The sequence below is a fragment of the Pseudomonas sp. S5D5 genome (assembly GCF_003013355.1).
GTDB lineage: Bacteria > Pseudomonadota > Gammaproteobacteria > Pseudomonadales > Pseudomonadaceae > Aquipseudomonas > Aquipseudomonas aylmerensis.
This window is the reverse complement of record NZ_PTEO01000001.1, coordinates 3,577,484-3,598,848: the sequence shown is the minus strand read 5'-3', so window position 1 is coordinate 3,598,848 and position 21,365 is coordinate 3,577,484. Positions and strand designations below refer to the sequence as shown.

The window sequence follows — 21,365 nt, the reverse complement described above, 5'->3', positions numbered from 1 at the left end:
CGCTTTGCCCAAACAAAACCAATAAGAAGAGGGACACATGCTTACGATCCTCAGCTACACAATGATCGCCTGCTTCATGTACCTGATCATGAGCAAGCGACTGTCACCACTGGTTGCACTCGTGCTGGTGCCTATCGTGTTTGGCTGCCTCGCCGGGTTTTCCACCGCCCTGGGCCCGATGATGCTCGACGGCATGAAAATGCTCGCCCCGACGGGGATCATGCTCACCTTCGCCATCCTGTATTTCTGCATGATGACGGACGCAGGTCTGTTCAACCCGCTGATCAAGTTGATCCTGAAGCTGGTCAAGGGCGACCCGCTGAAAATCGTGGTGGGCACCGCGATCCTGGGCATTTGCGTCGGCCTCGACGGGGATGGTGCAACGATGTACATCATCACCACAGCAGCGATGCTCCCGCTCTACCGCCGTACGGGTATAAGTCTGCAAGTCATGGCGACAGTGCTGATCCTGACCATTGGTGTGATGAACATCCTGCCGTGGGCCGGCCCGTTCTCCCGCGCGGCCAGTGCTATGCACGTCGACATTACCGACCTGTTTATCGAGATGATCCCAATCATGATCGCGGGGCTTGGCTGGGTGATCTTCAGTGCATTCTGGCTTGGTTTGAAAGAACGACGCCGCCTCGGGATCTTGACGCTCGACAACGATGAGCTCATGGATCAGTTCACAGAGTTTCGCCTGGGTGACTGGCGCTTTCTGTTTAACGCCGCTCTGACCATCACCCTGATCGCGCTGATGATGCTCAACCTGATGCCACTGCCGGTGCTGTTCACCATCGCCTTTGCCCTGGGCCTGATGGTCAACTTTCCCACGCTCAAGGCGCAGAAAGCGGTGATCGGCAAGCACGCCGACAACGTCATGGCCGTCACCTCGCTGATTTTTGCGGCAGGTATTTTTGTCGGCATCATGTCCGGTACCGGCATGGTCAAAGCTATCTCCGAAAGCCTGATCATGGTCATCCCTGATTCCGCCGGGCACTTCATGTCGGTGTTCACCGCCTTCATCAGCATGCCATTCACCTATGTCCTGACCAACGACGCCTTCTACTTCGGCATTCTGCCGATCCTGGCCGAGACCGCCAGCCATTACGGCATCGAAGCTCAGGAGATGGCGATTGCGAGCCTGATCGGTCAGCCGGTGCACCTTCTCAGCCCACTGGTAGCCTCTACTTATCTGCTGTGCGGCCTCCTGGATGTGGACTACGGCGACAACCAGCGCGCCTCCATTTTCTGGTGCATCGGTACCTGCCTGGTGATGTTTGTAGCCGCTGTCGTGCTGGGTTTTATCGATATTTATAACTGAGGGTCTACGCCGTTACGCGGGGCGGTTGGGGCGTCCACCGTTATTTTGCCGCAATGGGTCTAATCAGCCCATTGTCGAGCCGCCTTCTGGCTCTGCACTAGGAGTTGCGCGCATAAACTGCCTCGATCGCACCTGGCATTTGGTGAAACAACGGATCTATGCAAATGCTCGTCGAGGTAGAGGTCCGGTAGGTGGCGCGAAAGCCGTGGGCAGTGATGTCGTACTCTGGCCAGATACGCTGAAAAGGACTTGAGCATGGAGGTCGGGTTTATGGGAGGTCCCGGATAGACCGGCGAGACGAACACCCAGCCTTTGCCTTCTACCAATGGCAGGCAATATGTGGTTGTTCAGCGCTCCGCTAAACCCTCCATTACAAGCTATCGGGATCCCCGAAGAACATTTTGACTTGGCTCTAGGACGGTGCTTCTAGGCTTAGAAAAACCAACTATGCCCCCAGTTTTGCCCCCATTCGCATGCGATCCACGAACAATTGCGAGTGCGCGCCCTGGCGGTGATGCAATGGGGGACTTGATGGCTTTCAGCGTGTCTCTCCACTATGAGGATGAGTAGCGGCTAATCGCTTTCGTTGAGCTTGCAAGGTGTCTAGATAAGCCGGGGCGATTCATTTTCCTGATCATCAGGTTTTGCGTGAGGCCTCTCCAGGGTGGCTTGGCAGGATGAGACTCGACATTTACCTGCCAGAGCTGGGGCTCGCTATTGAGCATCAAGGAGAGCAGCACTACCGGCCTCTAAAGGTCTTCGGTGGTGAGGAGGCCCATCTACGGGTGGTGGAAAGAGACGCCTCCAAACGTAGGCTATGTGCTGAAAATGGTGTTGAGGTCATTGATTTTAAATTTGATGCGCCGCTTACCAAAAGCTCCGTCAGGCAACGCCTTTCAAGATTTTTTGGGGGTTAACGAATGAAGAATTTCAGGGGTTTTGACAGTGATTTCAATCTCCTCGTTGAGCTGATGGTGGCAACCAGAGGCTTCAACCACCTTTCGAGCAATGGCGATGAATTTTTCTTGCCACTCAACACCTTCAGATATGCCCCGAAATGATATTTGGCATGATGCAGGGATGGAGCAAGGTGGAAGTGGCTGGTCTTCGGATCGGACGTCATCAGTCAAGTTCATGTCTCCTTGCATAGTCCGGCCCTTACGCCGGAGCAGGTTGCTCTTTATGATGAAAGCACCCTTGGCCGAAGGGCGCTCAACTTAACAAGAGACGATGGCTCAGAGAGCCGGTCTGCGGCTCCATCCATGGATGGCGTAATCCAGGGTCACGATGGCAGCAGCTTCGGAAGCCACCTTGTGGAAAGTGTTGTCCTTGGTCTTGTCTCCGTAATCGCTGATGCCGCGAACGACTATTACAGGCACGTTCTGCTTGTTGCAGGCGTGGAACACCCCCTAAGCCTCCATTTCAGCTACCACAGCTTTGTCGTGAATGCCTTGGAGACTCTCGAAAAGTTTCGGGTCTCGAATTAGCAGTTCGCCGGAAGCAATGGTTGGCCGCAGCCACTTCAGTGCTAACGATACAAGCTCACGCGCCGGGTCTCGCAACTGCACACCTAATTGAGTAAGAGCGTTCACCTCGGCAGGAGACCAAGGCAGAGGCGAGGGCAGGGCAGGCGTAGATGGCATCCACCAGATCACCTCATCAGCTGCTTCGATGCACGCGGCTGCGGTGCTGGTCGAGCGCATGCAACCGACATGGGAAACCGCAGCGGGGTTGGTTGCCCCGGCGGGGTTGGTGCGAGTGCTGTGCGCTCAACCAGTGTTCGGCGGTCGTGGCCGCGAGAGCGTGCACTAGCAAGACACTCCCGTCGGTCTGCACGGTCAGATTGCCCGCGGAGCCTCCAGCCAGAACGGTTAAACAGCCTGCCCGACAACGCCTAAAGACTCTCAGGGTCCCCAAAAAACATTTTTCCAAGCCTCTAAAGCAATACTTCCAGGCATAAAAAGTTCAAATATGCCCGCACTTTGCGCCCGGTTGCGTCTGTCATCCTTCCATTCACATCGTTCGACTCACCGCCCTCTGCGTCCATTCCACCTCATTTTGCAATTCCAGGACGTGGCCATGAAAGCGCTCCAGTGAGGCGTGGTGGCCGACGCTGATCAGGATCGTCTCCGGTAGCATTTCCTTAAGTAGCTGGTAACAACACGCTTCATTGGCTGCATCCATCGCGGCGCTGCTCTCGTCGAGAAACAGCACCGCAGGGCGGGCCAGAAGGGCGCGTACGAAGGCGCAGCGCTGCTGTTCGCCGAGGCTCAGGGTTTGCGCCCAGTCACGCTCATGGGCCAGTTGGCTGTCCAGATGCTCCAGGCCGACTTGCTGCATGATGTGCTGCAACTCGGCATCCTTTTCTTCGGGGGCGGGATTGGGGTACCACAGTGTTTCGCGCAAGCTGCCCAAGGGTAGATAGGTTTTTTGCGAGAGCGTGAGCGTGCGCTCACGGTCATAGGCCACGGCGCCTGACGCATGGTGCCAGAGCCCAGTCACTGCGCGAATCAGCGTGGACTTGCCGAACCCCGAAGGGGCCTTGATCAGCAGGCTATCACCAGGCTTGAGTGCCAAGTTGAACCCTGCAAACAGTCGCCGCCCGTCAGGCAGCCAGATATCCAGATTGCGAATATCCAGTCCTTCGGACTGTTGCGTCAGCACCACATCCGAGTCGACCCTGACGTTATCCAGACGTTGCTGGAAGCCGTCCAGCCGATCAATGACCGACTTCCATTCGGCCAGTTCCGGAAACACCCCAACCAGATAGGCCACGGCGGCATGCACTTCGCCAAACGCCGCGCTGATCTGGGTGAGACGGCCGAGGGTAAAGGCCCCGGCGAAAAAATGCGGGGCCATGATGAACATCGGAATCACCGTGGCACTGCGCAGGTAGAAGGTCGAGTAACCCATGATCAGCTTCTGCTTTTTCACCAGGACCCAGAAGTTCTGCAAAGCAGCTTCCAGGCGCTGATTGAAACGCTGGCTTTCCACGGCCTCGCCCCGGTACTGGGCGACCGAATCGGCGTTCTCCCGCAGGCGCATCAACGAGAAACGGAAATCGGCCTCGCGCCGCTGCTGCATGAAGTTCAGATGGGGCAGGGCGCGGCCGAGCCAGAAGGCGAATCCGGTGCCCAGCAGCGCGTAGACCAACGCCACCCACACCAGCAGCCCGGGAATCACCAGGCCTTCGTCACCCCATGGAATGCTGACCAGGCCCGAGGCTTGCCAGAGAATATTCAGGAACGAAAACAGCGACACCACCGCCGTCAGCAGCCCCAGGCTCAGCTTGAGCGACTTGATGATAAACAGGTCGATATCTTCGGCGATGCGCTGGTCGGGGTTGTCTACCTCGGTTTCGGTCAGTTTCAGCTTCTGGTAGCGCTGGCTGTCGAGCCATTGCGCGAGCAGGTTGCGCGTCGACCAGCGCCGCCACAGCAAGGTCAGTTTCTGCTGAAAGTGAAACGCGCCGACGGTAAAGGCCGCCAGGCCGATCTGAAGCAGGATGAATTGCAGGCCGCCCAGCAGGAAGCCCGGGTAGTCTTTTTCCTGCAGCGCATTATAAAAATGCAGGTTCCAGAAGTTATTGAGGATATTGACACCCACCAGGCACAGGTTCATCGCCACCGTGGCCAGCAGCAACAGCAGGGCCGGGTATTTCTGTTCGGAGGTCCAGAAAGGCCGTGCCAGGCGCCAGAAATTGCGAAGTGTATGCATGAAGGTTAAAGAAGTCCGGTCGCTGGCGACGTTGAGTTTGCAGGATAGGGAGGATAGGATCCGCCAATGCTAATCGCTTGCATTCATAAGGGAAAGCGACAGGAGCCCCGTTATCGAATTTCCAGACTGGCTAAAGCAGGCATGGCCACCTATACAACGGGTCATCAGGCTTGAGCCGAATGACCAGCCTTTCATCCCATTAAGCCGTGTCGCCGATCCTGCCTTGCTGCAGCCCGTGCTGGCCGAGTTTGCCCTGCGCTATCCCGGCATCAACAAGCCTGCAGTGGTGTCGCAGTGGTCGATGAACTACATGAGCATCGTGGTGCCGGCGACCCTGGCCTGCCTGCTCACACGCCAGCAGGCGATCGACTTCTGGACAGATGGCAGTGTGTTGCACCTGGATGCCGGACAACCGCTGGCGTTGAACTTCACCAGTGGCTTGCCGACACTGACGGAACCTGAGCGCGTCCTCTACCTTTCGCGCTGGCTGCACGAGCACCTGGCACCGTTGTTCGCCACCCTGGCGGCAGCCGGTGGCTTGGCACCGAAGATTTTGTGGGGCAATTTCGTCGCGATCTGGGACGGTGCGTTCGACCGGTTCGACCCCGACCTGTCCCGGCCAGGCTTTGCCGAGGTGCACCGTTGGCTGGAGCAGGTCAGCGTTAACGACGGACGTTTGAAGTTGCGCGGCCTGCAACGCCAAGTCCCGTCGCCCGCACCGGATATTTGCCCGCGTCTGCCACTACGCCGGCATTGTTGCCTGCACTACCAGCTGCACCCGCTGGTTGAAGGCGAGCCGCTGGTGCTGTGCGAATCCTGCCCCAAACTGCACCGTCTGCCCTTGGCGGAGCAGGTCAGCTACCTGCACTCCCTCTATGACTGAGCGGCGCTGACCGTCAACGGCGCTTCGCTCAGGCGCCCATGCTCGATACGCAACAAGCGATCGGCAAGGCCGAAGTACGCGTCGTCGTGGGATATCACGATCACCAGTTTGCCGCGCGCACGCAGGTCCGTGAGGATGCGGGTGTAGAAGAAGTGTTTGAATACCGGGTCTTGGTCTGCGGCCCATTCGTCGAACAGGTAGCAGGGACGATCATCCAGATACGCACTGAGCAGCGCCAGGCGCTTGCGTTGCCCGGTGGACAGCGCCAGCGTGGTCAAGCGGCCCTGTTCGATTTGCACCTTGTGGTCCAATTGCAGGTGCACCAGGTAATCCTGGGCCTGCTGCACCAACTGCGGATCGTCGCCGTCGAACAGGTTTTCGAACAGGCAGAAGTCGGTAAAGATCGCCGAGAAGTGCTGACGGAAATGGTGGTTGTTATTGCTCGACGACACCTGCTCGTCGAGCATCACATCGCCGCTTTCCGGGCGATAAAGCCCGGTCAGCAACAACGCCAGGGTGGTCTTGCCGCTGCCGTTGCCGCCAGTGATAAACACCGTCTCGCTCGCCTTTAAGGTGACGTTGATCGGCCCGAGGGTGAAGTGGCCGTCTTCGCGTTCGCGGTAGTAGGTATGCGTCATGTCGCGGCACACAAGGCTGCGCACCTGGGTCGGCGCGAAGGTTTCCAGGGTTTCGCTGGCGCCCTGCATTTCGCCTTCCAGGGCGCGGATCTTGTTCAGCGCCACGCTGGCACGGCCCAGGGTTGGCAGGGCGTGCATCAATTCCGAGAGCGGCGTGATCATGTACAGGATCGCGAGGATATAGCCGGTGACCAGGCTCACGCTCAGCTCGATAAAGTGCGGCGCTACAAACAACACCACGCCGATCAGCAGGTAGAACACCGCATTGCCCCAGTTCATAACCACCGCATAGATGCTCATGCCGCGCACAAAGTCGCGCCGGTATTGCTGGCTGACCGGCAGCAGCAGGCGCGTAAAGAAGTGTTGGCGACGCGGGTGATTGAGCTGCAGCTCCTTGCTGCCATCAGTCAGCAAGCGGTAATGCTCGAACAGTTGGTCCTTGAGTTCGCGCGCGCGGGAAATCGACGTCAGCGCCCGGCGTTGCGGCCAGTTGAAACTCAGGCTGCCGAGCATGATCAGCAACACCGTCAAGCCCAGCAGCGGCAAGCTCAGCCATCCCAGGTAACCCAGGCAAGCGATGATGATCCCGCCGTTGACCAAAAGGATCGGCACCAGCTCCACTGCCTGGCTGATGGTTTGCGTGTCGTCGGTCAACATCGCCAGCAGCCGGTGCTTGCCCAATCGTTGCAATTGCGCATAGGGCGTGTCGATCAGCTTGGCGCTCAAGTGCAGGCGCATATCGTTGACCGCCGCCTGGCCGAGGCGCAGCAGGCTGATATCGGAAATAATCCGCGACACCGCCACCAGCAGCACCAGTCCACCGAAGTACAGGCCGTCAATCGGTCGCAGTTGGTCGAACACCGTGAGGCTGTGGTTGATCATCGCGATCAACCCTGCTGCCGCAAGTCCGCAGGCCAGGCCGGTCAGCGTCGCCACCAACAGGGCGCGCCACGAGCGCTTGGCCATGAGCATCAGCAAATCCATTCAAACTGCTCCGTCTGTCGCCAGGGCCGCAAGGCCGACGATCAATTGTTGATGCATCGTGGGTTGTTCCAGGATGTTCAAGTGTTGCGCCTGCACCACGTCACGCACCCATGGCCCGCTGCTCAGCTGTTCCCACTGCGGGTCGGCAAAGTCCGCTGCTTGCAGCGTGGCATCGGCCCACCAGATATGCACCGGGCAGCTTAGCCGTGGCGGCTGGAAGCTGGCGAGTAACTGCTGCGTATGTTGCTGGTAGCCAATGCGCGTGTGCAGATGTTCCCAGCTGTCGCCCTGCAGTTGCAGGCCTTGCTGGTGCGCCCATTGCGCCAGCGCGGGCAGGCGCTCGGCGGCGGGCAGTGTAGCCAATCGAGCAGTCAACGCGGTGGAAACCGATGCCGGCAAATTGCGCAACCGCGCCTGGCTGTCAACGGTCAGCGCCTGCGCGGCTGAGTCGAGCAATGCCTCGACGCTATCGTCCTCGTCCTGTCGCTGGTATTGCGAGTCGAGGATGCCAAGAAATGCCACCTGTTCGCCGCAACGTTCCAGCTGCGCCGCTGCGGTGATCGCCAGCAGCCCGCCCAGTGAAAACCCAAGTAGATGATAGGGGCCTTGGGGCTGCTGCTGGCGCAGTTGCTCGACATACAGCGCTGCGAGGCTGTCGATGTTGCTGTCGAGCGCTATGCTGTCGTCGCCCAGATACGCCGCCTGCAAGCCCCACACTTGCCAGTTGGGTAGATGGGGCAGCAGCGCGCGGTAATCCTGCACATGGCCGGTGGACGGGTGGAAGCAGAACAGGTTGGTACCCGGTCCCGCCGCCGACAGCCGCACCAGCGGCGACAACGTGAACTGCGCCTGCACCAGCGCTGCAAATGCCGCCACGCTTGGCGCATTGAACACCGCATTGACGGTGACCGGCGCCGACAACACCGTCTGCAAGCGGCTCGCCAGGCTCACCGCCGCCAGCGAGTGCCCGCCCAGGGCGAAGAAGTCATCCTCGATCCCCACCCGCTCCAGGCCCAACACCTGCGCCCAGACTTCGGCCAGCAATGCCTCCAATGGCGTGCGCGGCAGGGCGCCGCCCACGCTGTCGAGGACCTTGTCTGCCCATTGCTGCAAGGTCTTGCGGTCGAGCTTGCCATTGCCCATCAACGGCAACGCTTCAACGATACGCAGGTTCGGCAGCATGTAATCCGGCAGGCGGTCCTGCGCCTGGCCATGCAGTTGCGCCACTGTCAGCGAATGCCCTGGCGCCAAGGTCAGGAACGCAAACAGTTGCTGGCCCAGCTCACCTTTAGGCAGGCATTCCACCGCCGCCTGGGCCACGCCCGACAGGCTCGCCAACTGGGCCTGGATCTCGTCGAGCTCGACGCGAAACCCGCGCACCTTGACCTGGCGATCGGTGCGCCCGGTGATTTCCAGGCTGGCGTCATGCCGATACCGCGCACGATCTCCGGTGCGGTACAGGCGCTCGCCGTCGCGCTGGATAAAACGCCCGGCGTCGTGTTGCGCATCCAGGTAGCCACGCGCCAACTGCGGGCCGGCGATATACAGTTCGGCGTTTTGCCCAGGCGCGGCCAGTTGTTGCTGGTCGTCGAACACATACAAACGCATGCCATCGAGGCGGTCGCCCAAGGGCAGGCGCCGATAGTCACAGGCCGGATCGACCTTGTGCATCACCACGCCAACGGTGGTTTCGGTCGGCCCGTAGTGGTTGAACACCGTGAGCGCCGGTGCGAACGCGCGGATCGATTGCAACAGGCGCCGCGAACAGGTCTCGCCGCCAAGGATCAGTTGCTTGCGCGGCAGCACGGCGGCGCTTGGCGTGTGGATCAGCCAGGCGTCGAGCAACGACGGTACGATTTTCAGATGATCGACGGGGTACTGCGCCTGCCAGGCGGCCCAGGCCTGGGCGTCCATGGCGGTTTCCTTGTCGAGTACGTGCAATTCGCCGCCGCTTAGCAGCGCTGGGAACAGCAGGGTGTAACCCAGGTCCGCGGCCAGCGAGGTGACCACGGCACTGCGTTCGCGGGCTTGCAACTGCAGGCGCGAAGACACACTCGACACGTAACTGGCCAGTTGCGCGTGCTCGACGATCACGCCTTTCGGCAAACCGGTGCTCCCCGAGGTGAACAATAGGTACGCGGCATCCTCAGGCCGGATGTCAGGCGCAACGTCGGTCATTGGTGCCTGTTGCCAAACGGCAGTCTCGCGCAGATCAAGGCCACCCATCGACGCCAGCACAGGGGCATCGCCAGCGGCGCCGGTGAGCACCAGGCGCGGTTGCGCCTGTTGCAGAATCGCCAGCGAGCGTTGGGCGGGCTGGTGCACGTCCAACGGTACAAACGCTGCGCCGCTCTTGAGCACGGCGAGCATCGCCAACACCATCTGTGCCGAACGGTCCAGGTACAACGCCACGCGGTCTTCGCGGCCGATGCCCTGAGCTATCAGATAATGCGCCAACTGATTGCTGCGCGCATGCAGTTCGGCGTAGCTCAGGTGCTGTCCGGGGTCGCGCAACGCCAGGTGTTCGGCAAAGCTGGCCGCACAGGCGTTGAAGCGCGCTGGTACGCTGGCAAAGAGCGGTGCGGCCTGCTCATGACGAGCAGCCAGCGCCGCCGAAAACCCTGGTGCGCGCAGCGACAGCTCGGCGAGCGGCTTGGCAGGGTGGGTGAGGGCGTCGAGCAGCAGCGACTGCAATTGCTCCAGCAGGGTCTGCGCGGCAGGAATGCTGTAGCACCGCGCTTGATGACACAGCGTCAGGCGGTAACCGGCAGTGCCCTGTGGTTCAGCCATCAGCAGCAGTTCCATGCCGGCGGGGATGGCGTGCATCTCCAGCACCTTGAACGAGCTGCCCGCGGTTTCGAACCCCGGGGTCCACTGGAAACCGTAAGGCGCGGTCTCAACCGGCAGCGAGTATTCCTGCCATTCGCCCGCCTGTTCGCAGAGCACTTGCAGTGTGGCCAGTGCCCCGGTGAATGGCCGCTCGACAACCGGTTGCCACGGCAGCGGCAGGGCCTTGGCGAACAAGCCCCAGCAGTCGGCGAGTTCTTCGTAGTCGTCACGGCAGTCATGCACCCAGTTCAGGGTGAGCGCCGCACTGTCATTGGCACTAAGGCGCTGCAACAACACGCCCCAGGCCGTCATCAGCAACTGTTCGGCGGGCGCGGAGTGACTTTGCAAGGCTGCGCTCAATGCAGGGTTAAGCATGACGCTGGTGGTCAGCGTCGTAGCAGCCTGATCGCTGCGTGCCTCGCGGTACAGCAACTCGGTACCGGCCTGCTCGCCCAACGCCAGGCCAGCCCAGTATTGCCGACCTTGTGCGGCGTCTTCATCCGCCTGCAAGTCGTGAATCCAGGCGCTGTATTGGGTGTAAGTCATGGCCTCGTCGTCAGGCACCGGCGCCAAAGCCGAACCCAGGGCTTGCGCCAAGCGAAGCAGCGTCCCACGGTCGGCGGCCAGGGCGGGTAATTGCAACGTGACCTGATACACATCCTCCACCCGTGCCTGTACATCGACACTGAAGGTGTGGGTCGCCGCGACGATCTGCAATGGCACTTGCAAGCCTGGTTCCGGTCGGGTTTGCAGGCGCAGCGCATCGTGCACGGCGGCCAGCGATGCCAGCCGTTCGTGCAGCTGTGCCAGCGCGGCAGCACCGTGCACTTGCAGGGTCAAGCGTGCCGGCGGCGCATTCGCCAGCCATTGGCTGCGCTGTTGTGGCGACAAGGCGAACGCTGCTTCGTAGTGGCTCATACCGGCTCCTGCGCGTGCTGCAATTGTTCGCGATTCATCATCTGGCCCATGGCAACGCAGATCTTGCGCTCCCCCTCAAACGGGTCGCGGGCGTGCGCCACCAGCATATTGTCGAGCATCACCATGTCGCCTTTTTGCCAGTCGAAGCGCACTGCACAGGCCTCGTACGCCGTACCGATCACGTCCATCACTGCATCCTCAATCACGCTGCCATCGCCGTAATACACATTGCGCGGCAGGTTGCCGGCGCCAAACAGGTTTATCAGGTTGCTGCGCACCTCCGCTTCCAGGCAGGCGCTGTGATGCAGTTGCACCTGGTTGAAGAACGACGCCTCACCGGTATCCGGATGCGTGACAATCGCCGGGCAGTGTTGGGCAACCTTCAGATTGTCCTCTCCCAGCCATTCCCACTGCATGCCGGATAGCAAGCATTGGCGTTCGACCTCTTCGCGTGTTTCGGTTTTGAAGAAGTCCTGCCAGCGCACATCCAGCTTGTCGGTGAAGTGCCGCACATACAGCAGGCCCAGCGCCTTGAAGCGCTCGACAATGGCCGGCGGCAACTGCGTCAGTACCTGGCGGCAATCGACAATCGGGGTGCAACCACCGCGTGGTGCCGGAATCTCGCAGAAGAACCACTGCTTGCGCGGCCATTGCGCCAGGTGCGAGCTTTCGTTATGGAACAGAATCATGTGTTGTTCCGGGTACGGCGTGGAGTGGTAGATGTTCTTGCCGGATTTATTCTTCGGCAGATCGCCGTAGGTGCCATACAAGTCCGGTTCGATCGCCTGGGCGAACTGCTCGAAGGCGTTCGCGTCCGGCAGGTTGAAACCACGGAACAATAGGCCGCCGTGGCTGCGCAGTTGCACATTGATCCATTCGCGCGCCTGTACGGCCCAATGCACCGGGTCCAGGTCGGCCAGCAGCGGCTCGATTACCAGGGGCAGTGGTTGGCCGTCGCTCAAGGTGCGTGTGCGCACCTGTTCGTGGGGCCGTTGGCTCACGGCGGTGGCGCGGGTGCTTTTTAGCTTGCTCATTTTCGACAGCTTGCGCGCGCTGCGTGCTTGGGCGTCGTCGATTGCAAGAGGTTCAGCTGGGGTGTCGCCCGCCAGGCGCCACGCCCAGTCTTGCAGGTTCAGAGTGTCCAGCAGGGCTTGGAAGCCTTGTTCAAAATGAGTAACGGTCTGGGCGCTCAACACGCCGGTGCGATAGACCCAGCGCACATTCAGGCCGCTCTCGTCTTCCTCGACAAACACCGCCAGATCGAACTTGCTGGATTCCTGCTGCGGCGCCAAGTGTTCCACCGCCAGGCCTGACAAGCTGGCCGAGCCCTGCGGCGTGTTCTGCATCACAAACAACACCTGCACCAGCGGGTTTACGCCGGGCGTACGCGGCGGTTGCAGTGTCTCGACCAGCTTGTCGAACGGCACCTGCTGGTGCTGGAAGGCTGACAGGCAATCCTCGCGCAAGCGTTGCAGGCGGCTATCAAAGGTGTCGTTGTCGTCGAGGCGCGCGCGAATCGGCAGCACGTTGACGAAGAAACCGATCAACGGCTCCAGCACCGATTGCTCGCGGTTGGCCAGGTCGGTGCCGACGATAAAGTCGTGAGTACCGGTGGCCCGCTGCAAGAGGCTGTTGAACGCATTGAGCAACACCATGAACAACGTGGCCTTGTGCTGTTGCGCGTACGCCTTGAGTGCCAGTGTTTGCGCCGGGCTGAACTGCTGGGTCAACACCGCACCCCTGTAATCCGGCTGCGTCGGGCGCGGCGCGTCCAGCGGCAACGCGATCAAGGTCGGTGCGCCGTCGAGCTGACGCCGCCAATAGTCAATCGCCCGCGCCAACTGGCGCTGTTGGGGTTCGCTGCGTTGCCACTGGGCGTAATCGGCGTACTGGATCGGCAACGGCGAGAAGGCCGGGACCGCGCCGCTGGAGTAGGCCTGGTAGCCGGTGATCAGTTCCTGGATCAGGATGCCCATGGACCAGGCGTCGGTGGCGATATGGTGCAGCACCAGTTGCAGCACATGATCATCCGTACCCAGGTGCAACAGGTGGGCGCGCAGCATCGGTGCCTGCTGAAGGTCGAACGGCTGCGCCGACTGCCGGTCAATCACGCTTTGCAGGGCATGGGATTCGACAGTGACCGGGGTGAGGTCAAGCGTGGGCGCTTCATTGATGACTTGGCACGGCTGCTCGCCGTTCAAGTGGTAAGTGGTGCGCAGCGCTTCATGCCGCTCCAGCACACGTTGCAACGCCTGTTGCAAGGCCGCAATGTCGAGCGTGCCACGCAAGCGCACCACGCTGGACATGTTGTAGGCCGCATTCGGCCCTTCGAAGCGGTCGAGGAACCACAGCCGCTGCTGGGCGTACGACAACGCCAGCGCCTGGTTGCGGGGTGCCGGCACAATCTCGCTGTCATCAGATACCTGAGCCTGCTGATCGACCGCCTGCGCCAGTTCCTCCAGCGTGCCGCCTTCGAACAAGGTGCGCAGCGGCAGGCTGACGTTTAAGCGGCGACGAATGCGTGAGAGCATTTGCGTGGCCAGCAACGAGTGCCCGCCGATGGCGAAGAAGTCGTCGTACACACTCACGCTGGCCACGCCGAGCAGGTCCTGCCACAGCTCGGCGAGGGCTGTTTCCGTCGGCGTACGCGGCGCAACCGACACGCCTTCGACCTGTTCGGCCGGTGCCACATCCAGTGCCGCCAGGGCACGGCGGTCGACCTTACCGTTGGCATTCAGCGGCAATTGTGTCAGCACCTGCCAGCGCGCTGGCACCATATAGCTCGCCAATTGCCCGTTCAGGTGCGCGGTGAGTACCTGTTGCGCGGTTGGCGCGTCGAGTCCGGCCGCGCCGTCGAGCACATACCAGGCCACCAGTTGCAACGCCCCACGGGCATCGGGCAGCGCCAAGACCGCCGCGCTGTCGACTGCCGGGTGTTGCATCAGACGGTTTTCGATTTCGCCCAGCTCGATGCGATAACCCCGAATCTTCACCTGCTGGTCGCGGCGGCCGAGGTACTCAATCACCCCATCGGCGCGCAGGCGGCCGATATCGCCGCTGCGATACAGGCGCGCGCCGGGCTGGAACGGATGTGCGACAAAGGCTTCGCGGGTGCGTTGCGGGTCGCGCAGGTAACCACGGCCGACACCCACGCCACCGATGCACAACTCACCCGGCACGCCGATCGGCACGCAGCGCAGGTCGGGATCCAGCACAAATACCTGGTTGTTTGCGGTCGGCCGGCCGATCGGCATGTGCAGGCAGTCATCGCCCGGCGCCTCGGTGATCGGGTAGAACGCCACGTCATCCGAACACTCGGCCGGACCGTAGGCATTCATCAACGGGATCGACGGGAAGCGTGCGAACCAATCCTGTGCCAGCGCTGGCGGCAGTGCCTCGCCGGTGGGCAGCAGCCAGCGCAGACTGGCCAGGTTGTCTTGTGCGCGCACCTCCTGGAGCATGCCGCGAATCAGCGCCGGCACGGTTTCCAGCAACGTTAACTGCTGCGCCTGTACCGCATCGAGCAAGGCCAGCGGATCATGGGCCTGCGCGTCGGGCAGGATATGCACGGTGGCACCCACCAGTGGTGCGGCGAGGAACTGCCACACGCAAATATCGAACGCCGGCGAAGCGGTCTGTGCGATGCGGTCATGTTCACCCAGGCCCAGGGCCGGGACTTTACCGAAGATGTTATTCAGCATACCGCGCTGTTCGACCATGACGCCTTTTGGCGTACCGGTGGAGCCCGAGGTAAAAATCACATAGGCCAGTTGGTCGGGGTTGTGCGCGTATCCAATCGCGGGCTTGTCCTCGCCTTGCCACAGGGCCTGCGCGACCAGGCACGTCGGCTGTGTGCGCAGCTGCGGCAGCACGCTATCCAGCACGCCGGTGGCGCTGTCGCACACCAGTAGCAGCGGCGCTGCACCCAGGTTAAGCAGTTCGGCCAGGCGTGTGGCCGGCTGTTGAATGTCCAGGGCCTGGAAGGCGGCACCAGCCTTGAGTGTACCGATCATCAGGGTCAGCAATGCCAAGCCACGCTCGGCGAACAGCGCCACCAGGGTTTCCGGCCCGGCACCCGCGGCTTGCAAGGCATGGGCAACGGCATTGGCGCGACGGTCCAGCTCGGCGTAGGTCAAGGATTCGTGCTGGTGCACAGCGGCAATCTGTTGTGGCCGGCGGTGCGCCTGTTCAGCGAACAGCTCGGCGTAGCCTCGAGCCAGCGGGAAATCGACCTCGCTGCGGTTCCACGCCACTTGCAGTTGCTCGCGCTCGGTGGCTGGCAGCATGTGCACCGTGCCCAGTGGCGCTTCTGGCGCGTCGAGCATGCTCGAAAGCAATTGCACCAGATGCCCGAGCATGCGCTGCACGGTGTCGGTGCTGAAGCGCTGGTTGTCATAGGACAAGCGAATGCCCAGGCGATCGCCGGGGTACAACACCACCGTCATCGGGAAGTTGGTGTGCACCCGATCTTCATAGATATCGATGCTGAAGGCATCCAGTTGCACGCTGCTGATATCCAACGGTGCGTTTTCGAACACCACCAGGCTGTCGAACAGCGGTTGGCCGCGAGGCACGTTGCTGCTGCGCTGGATATCCACCAGCGATGCGCTTTCATGTTCACGCAGGCGAGCGTTGTGTGACAGCAGAGCCTGCAGCCAGCCCGCGACTGGCGCTTGCGGGTCGACATCAACGCGCAACGGCAAGCTGTTGATGAACAGCCCGACCATTTCCTCGACACCCGCCAGATCGGTTGGGCGACCGGCCACGGTGACGCCGAACAGCACGTCGCGGTTGCCGCTGTAGCGCGACAACAGCAGTGCCCAAGCGCCCTGGATCCAGGTGTTGGGCGTCAATTGGTAATGCTGGCACAGCTGCTGCAAACGTTGGGTCTGGCTGATACTTAAGGTCTGGTCGAAGTCGCCGACCTGTTCCGGCGCCTGTTCCGGACCGGCGAGGGCGCTGTCCACGTGCAGCGGCGTCGGCTCGCTGAAACCGGCCAGGTCGGCTTGCCAGAAGGCATGTGCAGCGGCCATGTCCTGGCGTTCCAACCAGCTCATGTAGCCGCGGAACGAACGCAAGCGCGGGCGCGCCACGGGCTCTTGGCGTACGAGGGCCTGATAGATCGCCAGCAGGTCCTCCATCAACAGGCCGAAGCACCACGCGTCCGTAAGGATATGGTGGAAACTGCGCACCACCGCAAAACGCTGTTCATCGAGCTGGAACACCCGCAGATGGGTCAAGGGTGCGCTGCTCATGTCGAAACCCTGCACGCGCTGGGCTTCCAGGGCCTGGTCCATGGCGAGGTGCTGCTGCGCGTCATCCAGGTGACGCAAGTCTTGCCAATCGAACGCCGCAGCTGTCTTGCGATACACACATTGCAGCGGTTCGTGGTCGTCCTGCCACCAGAACGCGGTGCGCATCATCGGGTGGCGGTCGAGGAACAGTTGCCAGGCGGCCTCCATGGCCGGGCGTTGCAATACGCCGTCCCAGCTGTAGCGCTGTTGCATCAGGTAGATGCCACTGTGGGGTTGCAGCAAAGTGTGCAGCAGCATGCCTTGTTGCATCGACGACAGCGGGTAGACGTCTTCCAGGTTTGACCAATCCAGCGGTTCGGTCGCAAGCGTTGCGGCTTGTTTGTGGCACAGCGGGAAAGCCTCGCTGGCCGGGCGCAGCCCTGGCTCGGCGAGCACGGTCGCGAGGGCGCCAAGGCGTTCGGCCAGTTGCGGCGCCCAGTCGGCGGCCAGCGCGCCTTCAACCCGCAGGTGCAGTTGGCCGTCCTGCCAATGCGCATCGATGCGCAAGGCATGGGTCGATGCCGCTGGCGTATTGGCAGCGGTGATGTGTGCCAACAGGCTGCGCGGTTCACGGTGGATGTCGAAATCGCCGCGCCAATGGATAGCAATCGGTGCAGCAGGCAAGTCGCGCAGGGGTTCTTGCAGGTAGGTGTTGTCTGAGAGGTAGCGCAGCGCGCCGTAATCGGCACCGTGTTGCGGGTACGCACGCAGTTGCGCGGCCACCGACTGCAGGCGTTGCAACGCATTAGCACCTGCGGCTTGCAGGAACACCGGCACGGCCAGGTCCAGCGCACCGACGATCAGTTGCGGCTCGAGGTCGGCCAGCACCAGGGGCGCGCCCACTGGCAGGCGTTCGGTGGCCGGGCGTGCGGCGTACAGGTCCAACGCCAACAAACCGTCGCCGCATTGTTCGGCCACGGCAGTGGCCAGCAGGCTGTTCCACTCCAGGTGCAACACATCGGCCAAGCGCTTCAGCTCGCCGGAGGTTGCGCCACTCAGGCTCAGCTCGACCACGTTGCTCGCCTGGTGGTTGTCAGGCAGTTGCAGCGTGTCCATGCCGGCGTATTGCAGCCAGTGTTCCCACGCGTCGTCGAGGGCATCGCTCTCGGCATGCGCTTGCTGATGACGGGTCCATTGGGTGAAGTTGCCACCGCTGTAGGACAGCCGCACCGGCCGTTGCAGGCGCAGTTGTGCCAGCGCCAGATTGAGGTCCGTCAGCAGCAACGACCAGGAAGCCTCATCCACGCATAACGGGTGCGCGGCCAATAACAGGTGATCGCCAAGCAGGCTGGCATGCAGGCTTTGGCCTGCCTGTAGGTCAAGTGCGTCGACTGCGGCCTGGGCCAGTGCGTGCAGGTGTGCCGGGTGGTAGTCGCCCGAGGTGATCGCAGCCGCCTTGGGGGCCACCAGCACACGCTGTTGCCAGTCTGCGTCGAACGCCAGGCGCAGGGCCTGGTGATGCTGCTGCAAGGCGCCAAGGGCCTGGCTGAGCAGCTCGCGATCAAGCGGTTGCGCCAGCGCCACGCAACGCCAGGTGGCGGTCAATGGGCCTTGTTCCAGGCGTGCGCGTTGGCCGGCGCTCAGGGGCAATGCATAGCCATCGGCACGCTGCTCGGCCACTGCATGGCTAGCGTCGGCCCCCAGAACACGGGCGATATCGGCGATGGTGCGGTTCTCGAATAACTGCCGTGGCGTGAGCTTGAGCCCTTGCTGATTGGCCCGCGCGATGATTTGCAGGTTGAGGATTGAATCACCGCCGATGGCGAAGAAGTTGTCGTGCACACCCACCTGTTCCAGCTTGAGCACGTCCTGCCAGATCGCGGCCAGCAGCGTTTCCACTTCATTGCGCGGGGCGACGTGGGTGGCGTTGTCATCGCGGCTGGTGGGTGGCAGCGGCAGGCGCTGTGCGTCGACCTTGCCGTTACGGGTCAGGGGCAATTCATCCAGGGTGATGAAGTGCGCCGGCACCATGTAGTCCGGCACGCGGTTGCCGAGATCGTTGCGCAGCTTGAGCGCTGACAGTGACTGGCTCGCCACCAGATAAGCGACCAGGCGCAGGCCGCCGTCCAGTTCAATCGCGCGCACCACCACCTGTTCGATCAGCGGTGACAGGCGTTTGATCTGTGTCTCGACTTCGCCCAGTTCCAGGCGGTTGCCACGAATCTTCACCTGGCTGTCGACTCGGCCAAGGAACGCCAGTTGGCCGTCCACCAGCCAACGCACGCGGTCACCCGTTCGGTACCAACGTTGGTGTTGGGCATCGTGGTGGAAGCGCTCGGCGCTGAGGTCGTCACGGTGCAGATAACCACGGGCGAGGGCGCCGCTGATCAGCAGCTCACCGCTCACCCCTGTCGCCACCTCACGACCCTGAACATCCACCACCTGCAATTGACGATTCGGCAGCGGTCGGCCCAAGGCAATACTGCGCTGGCCCGGCGTGAGTTGGGTGGCAATCGCACCGACCGTCGCTTCACTCGGCCCATAGTGGTTGAACACCCGCAGCCCCGGCGCCAGGCCGTTGACCTGCGCCAGCAGCGCCGGGCTCAGCGCGTCGCCGCCAAACACCAGCAACGCCTCTGGCAACAAACGCGCATCCGGCAGCGCTTGCAACAGACCGCTGAGGTGGCTCGGGGTAATTTTCAGCACGTCCACCGGGTGCTGGCTGAACAACTCCGCCAGGGCCAAGGGGCTGAAACCGCTCTCGTCATCCACCAGCAACAGGCTGCCACCGCTGCACAGCGCGCCGAACAGTTGAGTGTGGCCGAGGTCGGCGGCAACGCTCGACAGCAGCCCGTAGCGAGCGGCGGCAGGCGGCTTGAGCACGCTGTGCACCGCTGTCAGGTAGTCAACGATTGCCCGGTGTTCGACCACCACGCCTTTTGGCGTACCGGTGGAGCCCGACGTGTAGATCACGTAGGCCGCATCATCCAGGCTGTGGGCGACGGCGGGCGAGGTCTGCGGCTGTGCGGCGATGACCTCGGCCTGCTCGGTCAGGCACAGCAACGGCGTGTGCTCGGCCAGGCGTGCCAGCAAGGGCGAAGCCGTGGCGCCGATCAGCAGCGCGGCGCGGCTGTCTTGCAGTACATCGGCCAGACGCCCGGCCGGTTGTTTCAGGTCCAACGGCAGGTAGGCGGCACCGGCCTTGAGGGTGGCGAGCAGGGCGATGACGAAATCGGCGCTGCGCTCCAGGGCCAGTGCGACCAGGCTCTGGTGGCCGATGCCTTGGGCGCGCAAATGATGGCTGAGACGGTTGGCGCGCCGGTCCAGCTCGGCGTAACTCAGTACGCCTGCGCGGTCGCGGATTGCCGGTTGGTCCGGAGCGGCAACGACCTGTTGCTCAAAACGCTGATGCAAGCACGCCTCAGGAACGGCGAGTGACACACCGCGCCCCAGGGCTTGCAGGTGCTGGCGTTCGTCAGCGCCCAGCCAATCGAGTTCGCCCACACGGCGTTGGGGTTGCGCGGCCATGGCCAGCAGTACGTTGCGCAATTGTGCCGACAGCAGCGCGATCTCGGCGTCACTGAAACGGCTGCGGTTGTAGCTGAACAGGTAGTGCAGTTGTTCGCCCGGCACCACGATCAGTGACAGCGGAAAATGGTTGCGCCCCTGGGTCAGGACCAGGCCATCGGTGGCCTGCTCACGGTTCGGGTCGGCGAAGCTCAAGCCGCCGGCGTCCTGATTGAGCGCATCGGTGACCGGGAAGTTTTCGAACACCAGGATCGAATCGAACAGCGCCTGTTCGGCCGCTATCTTACTCATCGACTTGAGTTTGCCCAGGGGCAGGTAGGCGTGGTGGCGCAGGTCGCTGTTGGCTTGCTGCAACTGTTGCAGCCAGTCCACCAGTGCCGGGCCGTCGGCCCATTGCACGCGCAGGGGCAGGGTGTTGATGAACAGGCCGACTGTGCTGTCGACCGCCGCGAGATTTTCCGGTCGCCCGGCCACGGTCACGCCGTAGATCACGTCATCGCGGCCTGCGTGTTGGCCGAGCAACAGGGCCCAGGCGCCTTGGATCAGGGTGTTGAGCGTCAAGTGATGGCGACGGGCGAACTGCGCCAGTTGTTCGGTTTCGTCGACACTCAGGCGGTTTTCCCGTTCGGCGCATGGCGCGTCGGTCGTGGGAAGCAGGCGCAAGCCGAAATCGGGCAGCGGCGTCGGTTCGCTGACGTCCTGCAACTGGTCACGCCAGAAACCTTCGGTGGCAGCCATGTCCTGTTCTGCCAGCCAGGCGATGTAGTCGCGGTAGGCGCGCGTCGGCGCCAGGTTGGCCGGGCGGCCATGGGCGTGTTCGTAATAGAGCGCCAGCCACTCCTGGATCGCAATGCCGACGCTCCAGCCGTCCATGATGATGTGGTGGAAGGTCCAGATCAGGTGCCAGCGCTGCGGTTCCAGGCGCACCAGGGTCAGGCGCATCAGGGGCGAGTCATTCAGTTCCAGCGGTTGTGCGCGTTGTTCCAGGGCCAATTGCTGCAGCGCGGTTTTCGGGTCGGCGTGGCCTTGCCAGTCCAGCTCGCTCAGGGGCAACCCGACGTCGGTTTGCACCACCTGATAGGCATCGTCGAGGTCTTCCCATAGAAACGCGCTGCGCAACACGGCGTGGCGTTGCATCAATGCTTGCCAGGCAGCGCGAAACGCCGGCAATTGCACCGGGCCGTTCATCTCCAGGCTCAATTGCTGGTAGTACACCCGGGATTCTGGCTCGACCACGCTGTGAAACAGCAAACCGTGCTGGGTCGGCGATAGGGAGTAGATGTCTTCGATGTTGTTCATGGTTGTGCGAT

Annotated in this window: 7 protein-coding genes and 1 pseudogene; 2 read left to right on the top strand and 6 right to left on the bottom strand. The window is 62.1% G+C overall.

The features are described from left to right. Positions 1–37: 37 nt before the first annotated feature. Positions 38–1,324, top strand: coding sequence for a CitMHS family transporter (locus C9990_RS16535; protein WP_106803970.1), 1,287 nt, complete (start codon positions 38–40; stop codon positions 1,322–1,324). A gap of 59 nt (positions 1,325–1,383) precedes the next feature. Here the strand turns inward: C9990_RS16535 and C9990_RS32810 are convergent. The 3 genes and pseudogenes from C9990_RS32810 to C9990_RS16520 form a co-directional block, all read right to left on the bottom strand. Further along, positions 1,384–1,644, bottom strand: a pseudogene (locus tag C9990_RS32810) (integrase); the annotation flags it as partial. A 576-nt stretch (positions 1,645–2,220) separates the two neighbouring features. Next, positions 2,221–2,454, bottom strand: a complete 234-nt coding sequence (locus C9990_RS32330) for a hypothetical protein (RefSeq protein WP_157955084.1) — start codon at positions 2,452–2,454, stop codon at positions 2,221–2,223. 883 nt (positions 2,455–3,337) lie between these two features. Continuing rightward, positions 3,338–5,041 carry an ABC transporter ATP-binding protein/permease gene (locus C9990_RS16520; RefSeq protein ID WP_106803969.1) on the bottom strand — a complete coding sequence of 568 codons (1,704 nt, stop codon included), beginning with the start codon at positions 5,039–5,041 and terminating at the stop codon, positions 3,338–3,340. A gap of 226 nt (positions 5,042–5,267) precedes the next feature. Between C9990_RS16520 and fhuF the strand changes: the two genes are divergently transcribed. Then, positions 5,268–5,924 (top strand): siderophore-iron reductase FhuF, encoded by a 657-nt coding sequence (gene fhuF, locus C9990_RS16515; protein WP_087694536.1) that lies wholly within the window; start codon positions 5,268–5,270, stop codon positions 5,922–5,924. On the opposite strand, the gene C9990_RS16510 is transcribed toward fhuF, so the two are convergent. From C9990_RS16510 to C9990_RS16500, 3 genes are read right to left on the bottom strand one after another with little or no spacing between them, the layout of a single operon-like run. Next, positions 5,915–7,546: a cyclic peptide export ABC transporter gene (locus C9990_RS16510; RefSeq protein ID WP_106803968.1), complete on the bottom strand. Its 1,632-nt coding sequence runs from the start codon at positions 7,544–7,546 to the stop codon at positions 5,915–5,917. The two genes, fhuF and C9990_RS16510, sit on opposite strands and share 10 nt — an antisense overlap. Then, positions 7,547–11,293 carry an amino acid adenylation domain-containing protein gene (locus tag C9990_RS16505; RefSeq protein ID WP_106803967.1) on the bottom strand — a complete coding sequence of 1,249 codons (3,747 nt, stop codon included), beginning with the start codon at positions 11,291–11,293 and terminating at the stop codon, positions 7,547–7,549. Next, complete coding sequence (locus C9990_RS16500) at positions 11,290–21,354, bottom strand: non-ribosomal peptide synthetase (RefSeq protein WP_106803966.1); 10,065 nt, start codon at positions 21,352–21,354, stop codon at positions 11,290–11,292. The genes C9990_RS16505 and C9990_RS16500 overlap by 4 nt, the downstream gene beginning before the upstream one ends. Positions 21,355–21,365 lie beyond the last annotated feature (11 nt).